This is a genomic window from Streptomyces sp. NPDC005931 (assembly GCF_042871235.1).
Lineage (GTDB): Bacteria > Actinomycetota > Actinomycetes > Streptomycetales > Streptomycetaceae > Streptomyces.
Genome location: NZ_JBIAIG010000003.1, coordinates 177,833 through 194,007 on the forward strand (window position 1 = coordinate 177,833; position 16,175 = coordinate 194,007).

The window sequence follows — 16,175 nt, forward strand, 5'->3', positions numbered from 1 at the left end:
ATCCCCTGGGCGCTCCCTCCGACCGCCCGGCCGGCGACCAGCCGGCCGGGGCCGCACCCGACCTGGCCGGGCTCCAGCGCCGCCTCGCCGAGTTCGCCGCGGCGCGGAACTGGCAGCCGTACCACACCCCCAAGAACCTCGTCGCCGCGCTCAGCGTGGAGGCGTCCGAACTGGTGGAGATCTTCCAGTGGTTGACGCCGGAGGAGTCGGCGCGGGTCATGCACGACCCCGACACCGCGCAGCGGGTCACCGACGAGGTCGCGGATGTGCTCGCGTACCTCCTCCAGTTGTGCGAGGTGCTGGGCATCGATCCGCTGGCGGCGCTGAGCGCCAAGATCGACCGCAACGAGCGCAGGTTCCCCGTCTGAGACCGGCCGGCGTGGAGAGTCGCGGCACCTGCTGTCACTGTCAGTAGTTGAAATCCCCGCCGTCTCCGCATTGTTGTCCACAGATTTCGGTCTTCCTCTGGCTTTTCGTCTCACCGCACCTCACTCTGGGTAGTGAACAAGGGAGTTCGTTCGGGTGGACGCGTGGGCAGCGCGTCGGGACAGACGGGGGCAGCGCATGGACGCTGTTCGACTCATCGTGACGAGCAGGCGGGCCCTGGCCGCGAGCGGTGGCGAGCCGGAGCTGCTGACCGAGGTGTGGCAGGCACAGGCCCTGGCCCAGGCGATAGGCAGCCGCCTCGCGGTCGCCGGACCGCCCGAACTGCGCGGCGAGGCCCTGGGGCTGACCGAGCTGGCGGGCCGTGGCTGCGGAGTGCTGGACACACCGGAACTCGCCCCCGGCGAACTGCGCGCGGCCCAGCTCACCGAGCTTGGCGACGCCCGCCAGTCCCTCCTGTATCTCGGCGGACTGCTCGGCGAGGTCGGCATCGCGCTGGTCGGCCTCGCCAGTTCGGCGGACGAGGAGGGCACCTACTGGCAGTGCATGGAGGCCATCGACGCGGCGGACGAGTCCCGTGACCGGGTCCTGGAGATGCTCCGCAGACTGGCCGACCGCGAGGAGGCCGCGGTACCGGAACGGGAGGCCGGGTAGCGGCCGGGGCACCGGGCCGGAGCCCCCGAAGCCCGCCCGGCGCCCCCGGGGCCGGCGGCCGCGGCAGGTCCGCGGCGACCTGCACGCCCTCGCGGGAGGCGCCGTGCAGGATGGAGACATGGATCTTCGCATCTTCACCGAGCCCCAGCAGGGGGCCACCTACGACACCTTGCTCACCGTCGCCAAGGCCACCGAGGACCTCGGGTTCGACGCCTTCTTCCGCTCGGACCACTACCTCAGGATGGGCTCCGTCGACGGCCTGCCCGGCCCCACCGACGCGTGGATCACCCTCGCCGGTCTCGCCCGCGAGACCAAGCGCATCCGGCTCGGCACCCTGATGACCGCAGGAACCTTCCGCCTGCCCGGCGTCCTCGCCATCCAGGTCGCCCAGGTCGACCAGATGTCCGGCGGCCGCGTCGAACTGGGCCTCGGCGCAGGCTGGTTCGAGGAGGAGCACAAGGCCTACGGCATTCCTTTCCCCAAGGAGAAGTTCGCCCGCCTCGAGGAGCAGCTGGAGATCGTCACCGGGCTGTGGGCGACCGAGACCGGCAAGACCTTCGACTTCCACGGCACCCACTACGACCTCACACGCTCGCCCGCACTGCCCAAGCCCGTCCAGTCCAGGGTCCCGGTGCTCATCGGCGGCCACGGCACCACCCGCACGCCGCGGCTCGCCGCCCGCTACGCCGACGAGTTCAACATGCCGTTCGCCTCCGTCGAGGACAGCGAGCGCCAGTTCGGCCGGGTGCGCACCGCCGCCCAGGAGGCCGGACGCGACCCGGACGAGCTCGTCTACTCCAACGCCCTGGTCGTCTGCGTCGGCAAGGACGACCAGGAGGTCGCCCGCCGCGCCGCCGCCATCGGACGCGAGGTCGACGAACTGAAGGCCAACGGCCTGGCGGGCTCCCCGGCCGAGGTCGTGGACAAGATCGGCCACTACGCCGGAACCGGCTCCCGGCGCATCTACCTCCAACTCCTCGACCTCACCGACCTCGACCACCTGGAACTGATCTCCTCCCAGGTCCAGTCCCAGCTGCCGTAACCCTCGGCTCCCGAACGGGACCGTCCGCCCGCCCCGAACGGGTCCGCCCACCTCGAACGGGACCACCCGCCCCGAACGGGTCCGCCCACCTCGAACGGGACCGCCCGCCCCGAACGGGTCCGCCCACCGCGGACGGTGCCGTTCGCCGTGGGCGCGCCCCGCGCCCCGGCCGGCCCCCGGAAAATCCGGCGGCGTCCGCGCCCGAGGCCTGTACGTTGGCACCAGCGCCGGATCCCCGTGCGTAGTCCCAGTTCAGAAGGTGTTTCGAGGTGTAACTCCGTGTTCCTCACGATCAGTACCACCGGCGCCCCGGAGCGCCCCGCGACCGACCTCGGCTTCCTGCTGCACAAGCATCCCGACAAGGCGCAGGCGTTCTCCACCTCCTACGGCACGGCGCACGTTTTCTACCCCGAGGCGGACGCCGCACGCTGCACGGCGGCGCTGCTGCTCGAGGTGGACCCGGTGGCACTGGTCCGGCGCGGCAAGGGCAAGGGACGCGGCGGCGCACCCGACGCCGCGCTCGCGCAGTACGTCAACGACCGCCCCTACGCGGCCTCCTCCCTGCTCGCCGTGGCGCTCAGCGGTGTCTTCTCCAGTGCCATGCGCGGCGTCTGCGCGGCCCGTCCGGACCTCCCCGCGCAGCCCCGCCCCCTGCGCATCGAGGTGCCCGCGCTGCCCGCCCGCGGCGGCCCGGTGCTGGTGCGCCGGCTGTTCGAACCGCTCGGCTGGACGGTCACCGCCGATCCCGTGCCGCTGGACACCGAGTTCCCGGAGTGGGGCGACTCGCGCTACGTGCGCCTGGTCCTGGAGGCCGGGACCCGCACCCTCGCCGAGGCGCTGCGGCACCTGTACGTGCTGCTCCCCGTCCTCGACGACGCCAAGCACTACTGGGTCTCCTCCGACGAGGTGGACAAGCTGCTGCGGGCCGGCGAGGGATGGCTGCCCGACCACCCGGAGCAGAAGCTGATCACCAGCCGCTACCTGTCCCGCCGCTGGTCGCTGACCCGGCGGGCGACGGAGGCGCTGGAACTGGTCCGGCTGGCCCAGGCGGACGACAGCGACGTCGAGGAGATCGACAACGCCGTCGAGGCGGAGACCGGGGACGAGGAGAAGCCGACCCCGCTCGCCGTGCAGCGGCGGGAGGCCATCGTCGCCGCGCTCCGTGCCCACGGCGCTTCCCGGGTCCTCGACCTCGGCTGCGGCCAGGGCCAGTTGGTGCAGACGCTGCTGAAGGACCCGGCGTTCACCGAGATCGTCGGCGTCGACGTGTCCATGCGTGCGCTCACCATCGCCTCCCGACGGCTGAAGCCGGACCGCATGGGGGAGCGGCAGTCGGCGCGCGTGACCCTGTTCCAGGGCTCACTGGCCTACACCGACAACCGGCTCAAGGGGTACGACGCCGCCGTGCTCAGCGAGGTGATCGAGCACCTCGACCTGCCCCGGCTGCCCGCCCTGGAGTACGCCGTGTTCGGCGCCGCCCGCCCGCGCACGGTCCTCGTGACCACGCCGAACGTCGAGTACAACGTGCGCTGGGAGTCCCTGCCGGCCGGCCACGTCCGGCACGGCGACCACCGCTTCGAGTGGACCCGCGAGGAGTTCCGCGCCTGGGCCCACCGCGTGGCCGAGCGGCACCGCTACCGCGTCGAGTTCGAACCCGTGGGGCCGGACGACCCCGAGGTGGGCCCGCCCACCCAGATGGCCGTGTTCACGGCCGAGACCGCGAAGGAGGCGAAAGCCGCGTGACGACCGCGACCCCCAACGCCGAGGCCCGGACGCTGTCCGTCACCGACCTCTCCCTCGTGGTGCTCGTCGGCGCCTCCGGTTCCGGCAAGTCCACCTTCGCGCGCCGCCACTTCAAGCCCACCGAGGTCATCTCCTCCGACTTCTGCCGGGGTCTGGTCGCCGACGACGAGAACGACCAGGGCGCCAGCCGGGACGCCTTCGACGTGCTGCACTACATCGCCGGCAAGCGCCTGGCCGCCGGGCGCCGCACCGTCGTCGACGCCACCAGCGTCCAGCAGGACGCCCGGCGCCAGTTGATCGAGCTGGCCAAGCGCCACGACGTGCTGCCCATAGCCATCGTGCTGGACGTGCCCGAGGACGTGTGCGCCGCGCGCAACGCCGCCCGCACCGACCGCGCCGACATGCCCCGCCGGGTCGTCCAGCGCCACATCCGCGAACTGCGCCGCTCGCTGCGCCACCTGGAGCGCGAGGGCTTCCGCAAGGTGCACGTCCTGCGCGGCGTCGAGCAGGTCGAGAACGCCACCGTCGTGACCGAGAAGCGGTACAACGACCTCACCCACCTCACCGGCCCCTTCGACATCATCGGCGACATCCACGGCTGCTCCGCCGAACTGGAGGCGCTGCTCGGCAAGCTGGGCTACGTCGACGGCGCGCACCCCGAGGGCCGCACCGCGGTCTTCGTCGGCGACCTCGTCGACCGCGGTCCGGACAGTCCCGGCGTGCTGCGGCGGGTGATGGCGATGGTGAGGTCGGGCAACGCGCTGTGCGTCCCCGGCAACCACGAGAACAAGTACGGCCGGTACCTGAAGGGCCGCAACGTCCAGCACACCCACGGACTGGCCGAGACGATAGGTCAGATGGAGGGCGAGAGCGAGGAGTTCCGCGCCGAGGTGCGGGAGTTCATCGACGGACTGGTCAGCCACTACGTCCTCGACGGCGGCCGGCTGGTGGTCTGCCACGCCGGTCTGCCGGAGAAGTACCACGGCCGGACCTCCGGCCGGGTCCGCAGCCACGCCCTGTACGGCGACACCACCGGCGAGACCGACGAGTTCGGCCTGCCGGTGCGCTACCCGTGGGCCGAGGACTACCGCGGCCGGGCGGCCGTCGTCTACGGCCACACCCCGGTCCCGGAAGCCACCTGGCTGAACAACACCATCTGCCTGGACACCGGCGCCGTCTTCGGCGGCAAGCTCACCGCGCTGCGCTGGCCGGAGCGGGAACTGGTCGACGTCCCCGCCGAGCGGGTCTGGTACGAGCCGGTGAAGCCGCTGCGCACCGAGGCGCCCGGCGGGCAGGACGGCCGGCCGCTGGACCTCGCCGACGTGCACGGCCGCCGCGTGGTGGAGACCCGGCACGCCGGCCGGGTGTCGGTGCGCGAGGAGAACGCCGCGGCGGCCCTGGAGGTCATGAGCCGCTTCGCGGTGGACCCGCGGCTGCTGCCGTACCTCCCGCCCACCATGGCCCCGACCGCCACCTCGCGTCTGGACGGCTACCTGGAACACCCGGCCGAGGCCTTCGCCCAGTACCGGGAGGACGGGGTGGCCCGGGTCGTGTGCGAGGAGAAGCACATGGGCTCGCGTGCCGTCGCGCTGGTCTGCCGGGACGCGGACGCGGCCCGCCGGCGCTTCGGGGCGGAGGGCACCACCGGGTCCCTGTACACCCGTACCGGCCGCCCGTTCTTCGACGACTCAGCGGTCACCGAGGAGATCCTCGGCCGGCTGCGGACGGCGGTCACCGACGCCGGGCTGTGGGAGGAACTGGAGACGGACTGGCTGCTGCTGGACGCCGAGCTGATGCCGTGGTCGCTGAAGGCGTCCGGCCTGCTGCGCGGCCAGTACGCGGCGGTCGGCGCCGCCTCCGCCGCGGTCTTCCCCGGCGCGCTGGCCGCCCTGGAACGCGCCGCGGCCCGAGGCGTGGAGGTGACGGACCTGCTGGACCGGCAGCGCGAACGCGCCGGCGCCGCGGCCGCGTTCACCGCGGCCTACCGCCGCTACTGCTGGACCACCGACGGCCTGGACGGCGTGCGCCTGGCCCCGTTCCAGATCCTCGCCGTCCAGGGCCGCAGCCTCGCCGCGCTGCCGCACGACGAGCAACTGGCCCTGATGGACCGGCTGGTGGAGCACGACGGCACCGGACTCCTCCAGACCACCCGCCGCCTCTACGTGGACACCGCCGACCCCGAGTCGGTGCGGGCGGGCGTCGACTGGTGGCTGGAGATGACCGGCCGCGGCGGTGAGGGCATGGTCGTCAAGCCGGTCGGCGCCCTGGTCCGGGACGCCGGGGGACGCCTGGTGCAGCCCGGCATCAAGTGCCGGGGGCGCGAGTATCTGCGGATCATCTACGGTCCGGAGTACACGCGTCCCGAGAACCTCGCCCGGCTGCGCTCCCGGTTCCTGAACCACAAGCGGTCCCTGGCGATCCGCGAGTACGCGCTCGGCCTGGAGGCCCTCGACCGGCTGGCCGGCGGCGAACCGCTGTGGAGGGTGCACGAGGCCGTCTTCGCCGTCCTGGCGCTGGAGTCGGAGCCGGTGGATCCGCGGCTGTAGCGAACGATTCCGGCCGAGTGTCCCCCGTGTGGGGGACTCGGCCGGACGTCGTGCCCCCGAGCACCACTCGTCCCTGGTGGACCGTCAGGTCCCGTGCTACCTTCGCAGGTCGGTCAGGCAGGCGTACCGACTCATGGGGGACAGTCGGTGGAGAAGGGCGAGGGTTTCGGCGGGCCCGAGGGCGACGCCTCGCGGGCGCAGGCCCTGGAACTGCTGTTGCGGCTCACCGCCGCCCTGTGCGAGCTGAGCTGCATGGAGGACGCCCAGGGTCGCACCCAGTTCGCGACGGTGCTCGGTGAACAGCTCGGCCGGACGGTCGACGTGCGCGGCGTCCGGCTGCGCGAGGACGTGGTCACCATGGTGCGCGCCGCGCTGAACGTGCCGGGCGGCGAGCGCGTACTCGTCGCAGTGGTCGAGGTCTTCGAGGGAGCCGTGCCGGCCGGTGAACTCGACCGGCTGCTCGCCCCCGCCGCTCCAGCGCACACCCTCCCGCCCGGCCCGCTCTCGGGCCACGACGCCGGCACCGCCCGCGCCCTGCTCGCGGAGGCCAAGGGTGAGGTGCCCGCCGCCCGCTTACGGGACGGGCTCGCGGAGGAGCTCAACGGCCTCTACCTGCCCGCCGGACTGACCCCCGACCAGCTCTTCGCCCACGTCCTGGAGTGGAACGCGCAACCCGACGGATTACCGCCCGCCGTCCTCCTGGTCGACGTGGCCGCCTCCCTCGCCGCCACCCCCGGCCACCGCGGGGCCCTCGTCAAATGGGTCGACGGCTGGGCCGGGCGCGCCCAGCTGACCGGGGAGGTGGCGCGGCGCAGGGAGGAACGCGCCCGGACGGCCCGCGACCCCGACATCCCCTGCTGCTTGATCGTCGCCGTGGAGCCCGCCTGCGACGGCTCCGGCGAGATCGTCGTGCGCCCTTGGCTCAACACCGTGCCCGGCCACTGGAACCCCCAGCCCGGCGAACCCGCCGTCACCACCTTGGACGACCTCGGCCAGGCCGTCGAGGAGGCACTCCAGCAGGGCGCGCGGCTGTGGTCCGCCCCGCCCGAACCGCACCCGGCCGGCCGTGAGCAGCCGACGTACGTGGAGTTCGTGCTGCCCTACGACCTGCTCAACCACGACGTCGCCGGGCTGCGGTTCAGGACCGGTCACGGCCGGCCGCTGCCGCTCGGGCTGAAGTACGGGGTCCATCTGCGCAGTCTGGAACGGATGCGCACCGACGACGTACTGGTCCGCCGGCAGTGGCAGGAACGCTGGCGGGCCCTGCGGCAGCACGGCGTGACCGTGCACGGCTGGACCGGTGCGGACGCCCAGCGGCTCGACGCCTGGCAGACCTCCCTGGCCGGGGAGTCGGGTCACACCGCCGTGGTGCTCGACGCACCCGCCGACTCGGCCGCGCTGGAAGCGCTCAAGGCCGCCATCGCGGAGGGCGTCGCGCTGGCCGTCTGGGACCGCCGGGGCGTCTTCGTGGAGGAGCGGCGCGAGGTCGTCACCGCGGTGTTCGCCGCCGTACCGATCGCCGCACAGATCCCGCTGGCCATCCACCGGCTGCGCCGCAAGGCGGTCGATCCCGCACAGAGTCCGGACCTGCTGGGGCGTCATATCGCCTTTTTCTGGGACGACCCGACCCGACTCGTTGACATCCACACCGACGACGGCGATCTCGCCGGCGAGGAGGCACCGGTATGACCGCGCAGGAGGAGCAGGCGTCCGCGTCGCAGGAGGAGCAGGCGTCCGCCGTGGGCTGGCGGATCTTCCACGCCACCGGCCACGCCTCGTCCTCCCCGCCCCGGCTGCCCGCGCCCCCGCCCTGGCGCCGGTTCCGCGGCGGCCCGCTCCAGCCCCCGCCGTCGGACGACCCCGAGGCGGCGCTGCGCCGGTTGGGGCCCGGCGAGGTCACTGCGCAGCTCGGCGCCGAGGAGATCGACACCGTCAACGCCGCGCTGCTGCTGCGTCGGCCCCTGCTGATCACCGGTCCGCCCGGAATCGGCAAGTCCACCCTCGCCTACGTGATCGCCCGGGAACTGGGGCTCGGCCGGGTGCTGGAGTGGAACATCGTCAGCCGTACCACCCTGCGTGACGGCCTCTACGTCCACGACGCCATGGGCCGCGCCCAGGCCATCGCCGCCTGGCAGGCGGGGCTGCGGGACGCGGCGGCGTCCGCGCCGCAGGACCCGGCGCCCGAGCGGGAGCCGGGCGGAGCGTCAAGGGACCGTCAACTGCCCCCCTGTCTCGGTGATTTCATCACGCTCGGGCCCCTCGGCACCGCTCTGCTGCCCTACGATCGTCCCCGGGTGCTCCTCGTCGACGAACTCGACAAGAGTGACATCGACCTGCCCAACGACCTGTTGCACGTCCTGGAGAACGGAAGCTATGACGTCCCGGAGCTGGTCCGCGACGGCGCCGACACCGCGCACGTGCACACCAGCGACCCCGGCGTCCGCGCCGAGGTGCGACAAGGGCGGGTCGAATGCCGGGAGTTCCCCGTCGTGGTGATCACCAGCAACGGGGAGCGCGAGTTCCCGGCGGCCTTCCGCAGGCGCTGTCTGCCGCTGGAACTGCGCACCCCCACCCGCGAACAACTGCTGGCCATGGTCAAGCGGCACCTCGGGGAACGTCCGCAGGGCACCGAGGACCTGGTGGACCTCTACCTCCGGCGCGTCCAAGCGGGCGGCACGCACTCCCTGGACCAGTTACTCAATGCTGTCCAGATCACTACCACGGGTGGTTTCCAGGCCGACGGAAACGGGCGTAAGCTCGTGGAAATGCTCCTCCGCGACCTCGCGAAGGGCCGCTGAATGGACAACGGCTTTCCCAGGGAGCGCGCATCCGGATCCGGCGACGGCGGACCTGTGTCGGGGTCGTCGCCTCCATCGGTGTGCCCCGACTCCGTCGAGCACGCGAGTGAGTACAGAGGCTCCCTCCGCGACGCCCCGCGCCACCCGGCCGGCGGACCCGACGTCGAGACTGAGGACGTTCCGCACTGGCAGGAGGTCGCCGACGCGGTCTGGCTCGCCGCCCACTGGGACCGCCACGGCGGCCCCGGCGCCACCGGGCAGGACGCCGCGCCGCACCCGGGTGCCGTCCGCACGACGGGTGGCCCCGCCCCCTCCGGGATTGCACCGGCCCCCGGGGACACCGGGGAACCCGCGGTGCCCTCCGAGCGCGCGGATCCGGCCGATCTCCCCTTCCCTTCCGCCCCGCGCCTCCCTGAAGCCCCGCACCCGTTCGGCGGCACCACCCCCCGCACGGGGCGCCCGGCCCGCCCCTCCGGAGGCGACCCCGACGGCGCCCCCGGTCCGCCCACGGCACCGGCGATCGCCGGCGGCGGGCTGTTACCCGACCCCGAGGGCCCCGCCACGTTCCCCGTCGGCGGCCCGTTGCTGCCCGAGGCCAACCTGCCGCAGCACGGCCCCGGCCGCCGTACCGCCCTGATCGCCCGTGCCCTGCACCAGCTCGCGCGCCGCGTCCCCTCCCGCGACGCGCTCGAACTGGACGAGGAGACCACCGCCGAGCAGGGCCTCGCCGACGGCATGTGGATGCCGTTCCTGAGGCCCGCCCGCACCCCCGCCTTCGACCTGGTGCTGCTCGCCGACGACGCACCCACCATGCGGATCTGGGAGGAGACCACCGCGCGCATCGCCGAGGCCGCCGAGCACAGCGGCGCCTTCCGCGCCGTGCGCGCCGTCGAGGTCACCGTCCCGCGGACCGGGATCGCCACCCTCAACTGGACCAGCGGGGGAGCGGCGGCCGACCCGGCCGAACTCCTCGACGGGCGCGGCGGCCGCGTCTTCCTCGTCGTCACCGACGGCCTCGCCCACGGCTGGGCCGCCCCCGCCGCCGACGCCCTGCTCGGGCGCCTCGCCCGCTCCGGCCCCACCGCGCTCGTCCATCTGCTCCCGCCCCACCTGCGGCACCGCACCTCCCTGTACCCGCACCCGGCGGTCCTGGAGGCCGGCGGTTTCGGCGTCCCCAACGACGGCCTCGCCCACTGGGCACCGCCCGGCGGACCCGACCCCATGCGGCCGCTGCCCGAGGCCGGCGACGACTCCGTGCCCGTCCCGGTGGTCTCCCTCAAGCCCGGCTCCGTCGCCGCCTGGGCCGACCTCGTCACCGGGGAGCGCGGAGTGCGTCGCTCGCTGCCGGTCGTGCTCGCCGGCACCCTCACCAAGGGCGCGCCGGCGCCCGGCCTGCGCGCCCCGCGCCTCCCGCGCGCCGCGGCCGGCGCCGTCCGCCGGTTCTTCACCCTGGCCACACCCGCCGCGCGTCGGCTCGCCACCCAACTGGCCGCCATTCCCTTCGAGTTCGACCTCATGGAGCAGTTGCGGCGCCGGGTCATGCCGGAGACCGGGCCCGACCACCTCGCCGAGATCCTGATGGGCGGCCTCGTCGACTGGGACAGCGGCGGCGAGGGCCGCCCCGAGTTCGCCGACGGGGTCCGCGAGGCGCTGCTCGCCACCACCACCCGCTCCCAGCTCGCCCGCACCGTGAGCGTGGTGGGCGAGCTGCCGGCCGCAGGTGAACGGGGGGTCGCACTGCGCGCCGCCCTGCGCGACCCGGTCGGCACCAGGCTGCCCGACCCGTCCGAGCGCGGCTGGGTGCGCAGCGAACTCGCCGTGATGCGCGCGCTCTCGGGGCCGTACTCCGAACGTGCGAACCGGATCGAGCCCGATCCGTCCAGGCTCCTGCCCCTTGCGGCCGATCGGGTGGCCGCCGGTTTGTCCGGAGGACCACCCGGTGGGGTGAACCACCCGGACGGCGGAGGATCGTCCGCCCCCCGAGAAGGCAGTGATCCAGCGTCGGACGTTCCTGACGCACCTGGAGACCCCGTGCCTGGCCTGGTAACCGCCCAACAAGAAGCCCCGGAGGCTGAGCCGCTCATGCAGAGCACCACGACCGCAACGCCGGCCCTTCTGGTGAACGTTCCGCTGCGGAACACCTCGTTCGTCGGCCGCCAGGCGCTGCTGAGGGCCGTGGAGGAGCAGCTCGGCGCGCAGGACACGGCGGCGGTGCTGCCGCACGCCCTGCACGGTCTGGGCGGCGTCGGCAAGTCCCAGCTGGCGCTGGAGTACATCTACACGCACCAGCACGACTACAAGGTGATCTGCTGGATCCCCGCCGAGCGGGAGAGCCTCGTCCTGGCCTCGCTGGCCACCCTGGCGGCCCAGCTGGGCGTGGCTCCCACGGGGCAGGACAGCCTGGGCGCCCCGGCCGCCAACACGGCCGTCCCGGCGGTCCTGGAGGCGCTGCGCGCCGGGACGCCGTACGAGAACTGGCTGCTCGTCTTCGACAACGCCGAGGACGTCGAGGCGGTGCGCCAGTACTTCCCGACCAACGGGCCCGGCAAGGTCATCGTCACCTCCCGGAACCGGGCCTGGGAGCGGGTCGCCACGCCGCTGCCGGTGAACGTCTTCGAGCGTGAGGAGTCCATCGAGCTGCTCCAGAAGCGCTCCCCGGACCTGTCGGCCGAGGACGCGGACCGGCTCGCCGAGGCCCTGGGCGACCTGCCGCTCGCGGTCGAGCAGGCGGGCGCCTGGCGGGCGGTCACCGGCATGCTCGTCGACGAGTACCTGGAACTGCTCGCCCAGCGCAGCCCGGAGATCCTCGAACTCGACCCGGCGCCCGACTACCCGGTCTCCGTCGCCGCCGCCTGGGACATCTCGCTGGAGCGGATCCGGGAGAACAACCCCGGCGCCCGCCAGCTCCTCGACATCTGCGCCAGCATGGCCCCCGAGCCCATCCCGCGGTCCATGCTCCGCGGCAGCCGGGGCGTCAACATCACCCCCGAGGTCGACCCGCTGCTGCGCGAGTCGATCAAACTCAACCGGGCCGTCCGCGACCTCAACCAGTTCTCCCTGGTCAAGGTGGACCCCCGGTCCGACACCCTGCAGATGCACCGCCTGCTCCAGACGGTGCTGCTGGCCAAGCTCGACCGCGAGCAGCGCGAGCGCATGAAGGACGCCGCCCACCAGCTGCTGTCGGCCGCCAAACCCGGCCACTACGCCTCGTCCCTGGAATGGCGCGCCTACCAGGCACTGCTGCCGCACATCCTCACCTCGCAGGCGGTGACCAGCACCGACACCTATGTACGCGAACTGGTCTACGACACCGTGCTGTTCCTCTACTACTGGGGCGACCACGAGGGCGCCGCCGACCTCGCCCGGCAGGCCTGGAGCGCCTGGCTCGCCGCCTCCGGCGAGGAGGACATTCATGTCATCCGCATGGCCAAGACCTTCGCGTTCACCCTGCGGCAGATCGGCCAGATCGCCGAGGCCATCCCGCTGACCGAGCGGGCCCTGGAGGTCTCCCGGCGCACCGACGTCGACCCCGAGGACCTGATCGACTCCCTGTGCGAGATGGCCGACGCCCGTCGTTACCAGGGCAGGTTCGCCGAAGCCCGGGACCTCGGCCAGGAGGCCACCGAGCTGGCCCGCTCCATGTTCGGCCCCGACGACCCGATCACCCTGCGGGCCACCCACAGCTGGGGCGTGGACCTGCGGCTGTGCGGGCAGTTCGACGAGGCGCTGCCGCTGGACCAGGAGAACGCCCGGCTGCGCGAGCTGATGTTCGGCCCCGCCAGCTTCCTCACGTTGAACACCCTCAACGGCCTGGCCATCGACATGCGCGAGAGCGGTGACTTCCCCGGCGCCCGCGACTTCCAGGAGGACGTCCACCGCAGGGCGCGCTCCGCGATGGGTGAGGAACATCCGCTCACCCTTCGGGTGGCCCGCAACCTGGCCGTGTGCCGACGCCGTGACGGGGCGCTCGCCGAGGCGGTCAAGCTCTCCGAGGAGACCCTCCGGCGCTTCGTCGCGCGCTACGGACCCGTGCACGCCGACTCGTTGTCCACGGCGATCAATCTCTCCGTCGACCAGCGACTCGCCGGGGACCTGGAGAAGTCCCGCCAACTGGGTGAGGAGACCGCGCGTCGCTACGCCACCCTGCTCGGCGAAAACCACGCCTACACGCTGCTGACCAAGGCGAACCTGGCCGCGACGCTGCGTGCCCTCGGTGCCCTCGACGGCGCGCAGGAACTGGAGGACGAGGCGGCCCGCCGACTGGCGGACACGCTCGGTCCCCGGCACGTGATGACCCTGACCGTAGAGGTCAGCCGGGCCAACACGGCCTATGCGCGACTGGACTTCGACCGGGCCCACGAGATGGACGAGGCGAATCTGGCGGCGCTCACCGAGGTCGCCGGCGCGGACCATCCGGTGACACTGGCCTGTACGGCGAACCTCGCGCTCGACCTGCGCGGGCTGGGTCGGGGCGCCGAGGCGGACGAGCGGCAGCGCACGGCGGTGGAGGGCTTCACCCGCGTGGTGCGCGCCGACCACCCGTGGCTCGTGGCGGCCCGTCAGCGCCGGCGGATCGAGTGCGACCTGGCCCCCATGCCGCTGTAGGCGCACGTGACGCACGTCGTCCGGGGCGGCATCCGGTGCCACCGGTGCCACCCCGGACGGATCGGGCGGAGGGGCGTCAGCCCAGGTCCGCCACCGGGGCCGGGCGCGTGTCGTCGTGTCCCGGGGGAGGCGACGGCGGTCCGGCGTCGCGCTCCACGGACTCGCGACGCCCGCGTGCGGACGGGGGGCGGGTCAGGAGCAGCAGCGGCTGGGTGAGCAGGGTCGTGGCGAGCGCCATGGAGACCAGGACGGTGTAGAGCGGGGCGCTCAGCAGGCCCGCCTCGTAACCGGCGTTCAGGGCGATCAGCTCGGTGAGGCCGCGGGCGCTCAGCAGGACGCCCACGGTACGGGCCTCGTACCGGTCGAGACCGCCGAGCCGCGACGCGAGGGCGCCGCTGCCGACCTTGGTGGCCACCGCCAGCACCGTCACCACCAGCAGGGCGGTCCACCCCGTGGCGTCCATGCTGTTCAGCGCCACCGACTGGCCCGAGGTCACGAAGAAGAAGGGCAGCAGCAGCGAACTGACGTCGTGCAGGGGCCGCAGCAGGTCGGGGTCCAGCGTGCCGCCGCGCTCCCGGGGCACCACCACGCCCGCGAGCAGCGCCCCGAAGATCACGTGCAGTCCCACGGAGTGCGTCACCCACGCCGAGGCGAGCGCGAAGCCGATGAGCAGCGCCAGCCGCAGCGAGGAGTCCATGTGCGTGCGCCACAGCAGCCGGCGCAGGAGCGGCCGGGCGCCGACGGCCATCAGGGCCACGAAGCACACAGCGAGCGCCATCCGCCACGGCCACCCGATCGTGTGACCCGCGCCATCCTCCATCAGTGCTCCGGCCAGCACCGTCCAGCACACCACGTCGAGCAGGCCGGCCGCGGAGACCGCCACCACCCCGGGCACCGTGGGTGCGAGGCCGTTCTCCCGCACGATGGCCGTCAGGACCGGAACCGCCGTTATCGACAGGGCGACCCCGGCGAACACCACCATGGACGGGGACGGGTCGCGCGGCATGCCGAGGGCGGTGAGCTGGTCCCGGAACAGCAGCGCACAGCCGCTGCCCGCCGCCATCGGCACCACGAACGAGGCCACCGCCACCGTCACCGCCGTACGCGCCCGGTCGCCGAGCAGCTTCAGGTCCAGCTCGTAGCCCACCGCGAACAGGAAGACCACCAGCGAGAACTGCGCGAAGCCGGTCAGCGCGGTGCCGATCTCGTCCGGGAACAGCGTCTCGTAGGCGCCGGGAGCCGTGCTGCCGAGGAGGGACGGTCCCAGCGCTATGCCCGCCGTCAACTGGCCGACGATGTACGGCTGCCTCAGCCGACGGGCCACCCAGCCGGCCGCGTGGGCGGCGACCAGGATGAGGGCCGAGGCCCCCACGAAGTGCGTGATCAGCGCGTCAGGGCTCACGTGTCCCCCTGTTGTCCCGTTGTCCGGCCGGTGACGAGGTTCCCGCGGCCGGTGTCGCACGTTTGCGCGACGTCAACTGTCCTAGGGTATCCATGATTTGACGGCGCATAAGGAGTCGTACACGCGATTCACCCGTGTCACGGGGGGCACGGTGAGGCGGTCGTCCCGGGCCGTGGGACCGGTCGTGCGCGCACCGGTCGGGGCGCCCCTGGGGGTGGGTGCGCGAGGACGGTGGCGGGGGTCTGATCTTCGCCCGCGCGTTCGACGGCGGCTTCGTCACCGGAAGGGCCTGGGGCGGGAACGCCGGTTTTCGCGGGCCTCCGACCCCGGGGCGTGGCCCGCCGAATGCGCCCCTTGTGCCCCGTACCGCCGGTTCGGCCGCTTCGCGTGCCGCCGTGCGCCGTGCGTGCGCTCTCGGCCCGGCGGTATGCCCGGCGGAGGGGCGATCCCGTGTTCCCCCGGGCGTGAGGTGGCCGCTTCATGCGGAGGGACTGTTTCCGGCCGTGCGGACACGCCCCGCAGCCCTCACAGGAGCGGGCCCTACTCTGCCGTCCCCGCGGAGGCGGTGTCCCGGACCGCGGCGTTCCGGGGTATGGACGTGCGCGGGGGTGACGGCGGGGCGGCGTCCCCGTACGGCGCCCGTCCGGGCAGCGGCCGCGATGTCCGGGTACTCGCTGATGGCGGCCCCGGCGCACGGTGCGCGGCGGGCACCGCGCCGATCCCCGGGGCACCGTCCGCCCGACCCGTCACACCGGGGCCCGCACCGGTGGCCCCAGCAGGCTCGGCACCCCCGCCCGGCACGCTCGCGGTGCCCTGGCCGCGCCCCTCGACGCCGCGCCGTGTCCGGACGGCACCCGACCGCACGGCGTCAACTCCTCCGACCGCCAATGGAGTTCGGGGCTGTCGCGCGACGGCTGCGTGGTCGATGATGATCGGGTGGCGTGATCGTACGGTTTTCGATGCGGGGCTCAATGGCCATGATGGATTAAGGACACGGGGCA

Annotated in this window: 9 protein-coding genes; 8 read left to right on the forward strand and 1 reads right to left on the reverse strand. The window is 73.3% G+C overall.

Annotated elements, in window-relative coordinates:
* Positions 1 to 5 precede the first annotated feature (5 nt).
* From ACFYOV_RS08460 to fxsT, 8 genes are all read left to right on the forward strand, one after another.
* The gene (locus ACFYOV_RS08460) at positions 6 to 368 is read left to right on the forward strand and encodes a nucleotide pyrophosphohydrolase (protein WP_389085593.1); all 363 of its coding nucleotides are present in this window, start codon (positions 6 to 8) and stop codon (positions 366 to 368) included.
* A 196-nt stretch (positions 369 to 564) separates the two neighbouring features.
* The gene (locus ACFYOV_RS08465; protein ID WP_389084477.1) at positions 565 to 1,038 is read left to right on the forward strand and encodes a DUF6099 family protein; all 474 of its coding nucleotides are present in this window, start codon (positions 565 to 567) and stop codon (positions 1,036 to 1,038) included.
* Positions 1,039 to 1,156: 118 nt separating this feature from the next.
* Positions 1,157 to 2,080: an LLM class F420-dependent oxidoreductase gene (locus tag ACFYOV_RS08470; protein WP_389084479.1), complete on the forward strand. Its 924-nt coding sequence runs from the start codon at positions 1,157 to 1,159 to the stop codon at positions 2,078 to 2,080.
* Positions 2,081 to 2,359: 279 nt separating this feature from the next.
* Entirely contained in the window at positions 2,360 to 3,823 is a 1,464-nt protein-coding gene (locus ACFYOV_RS08475) for a 3' terminal RNA ribose 2'-O-methyltransferase Hen1 (RefSeq protein ID WP_389084482.1), read from the forward strand.
* On the forward strand, positions 3,820 to 6,369 hold the full coding sequence (locus ACFYOV_RS08480; RefSeq protein ID WP_389084484.1) for a polynucleotide kinase-phosphatase: 2,550 nt from the start codon (positions 3,820 to 3,822) through the stop codon (positions 6,367 to 6,369). The genes ACFYOV_RS08475 and ACFYOV_RS08480 overlap by 4 nt, the downstream gene beginning before the upstream one ends.
* 147 nt (positions 6,370 to 6,516) lie before the next feature.
* Positions 6,517 to 8,058, forward strand: coding sequence for a hypothetical protein (locus ACFYOV_RS08485; RefSeq protein WP_389084486.1), 1,542 nt, complete (start codon positions 6,517 to 6,519; stop codon positions 8,056 to 8,058).
* Positions 8,055 to 9,167 carry an AAA family ATPase gene (locus ACFYOV_RS08490; RefSeq protein ID WP_389084488.1) on the forward strand — a complete coding sequence of 371 codons (1,113 nt, stop codon included), beginning with the start codon at positions 8,055 to 8,057 and terminating at the stop codon, positions 9,165 to 9,167. The genes ACFYOV_RS08485 and ACFYOV_RS08490 overlap by 4 nt, the downstream gene beginning before the upstream one ends.
* Positions 9,168 to 13,772 (forward strand): FxSxx-COOH system tetratricopeptide repeat protein, encoded by a 4,605-nt coding sequence (fxsT, locus tag ACFYOV_RS08495; protein WP_389084491.1) that lies wholly within the window; start codon positions 9,168 to 9,170, stop codon positions 13,770 to 13,772.
* 76 nt (positions 13,773 to 13,848) lie between these two features.
* On the opposite strand, the gene ACFYOV_RS08500 is transcribed toward fxsT, so the two are convergent.
* The gene (locus ACFYOV_RS08500; protein WP_389084493.1) at positions 13,849 to 15,174 is read right to left on the reverse strand and encodes a cation:proton antiporter; all 1,326 of its coding nucleotides are present in this window, start codon (positions 15,172 to 15,174) and stop codon (positions 13,849 to 13,851) included.
* Between the last annotated feature and the right edge of the window lie 1,001 nt (positions 15,175 to 16,175).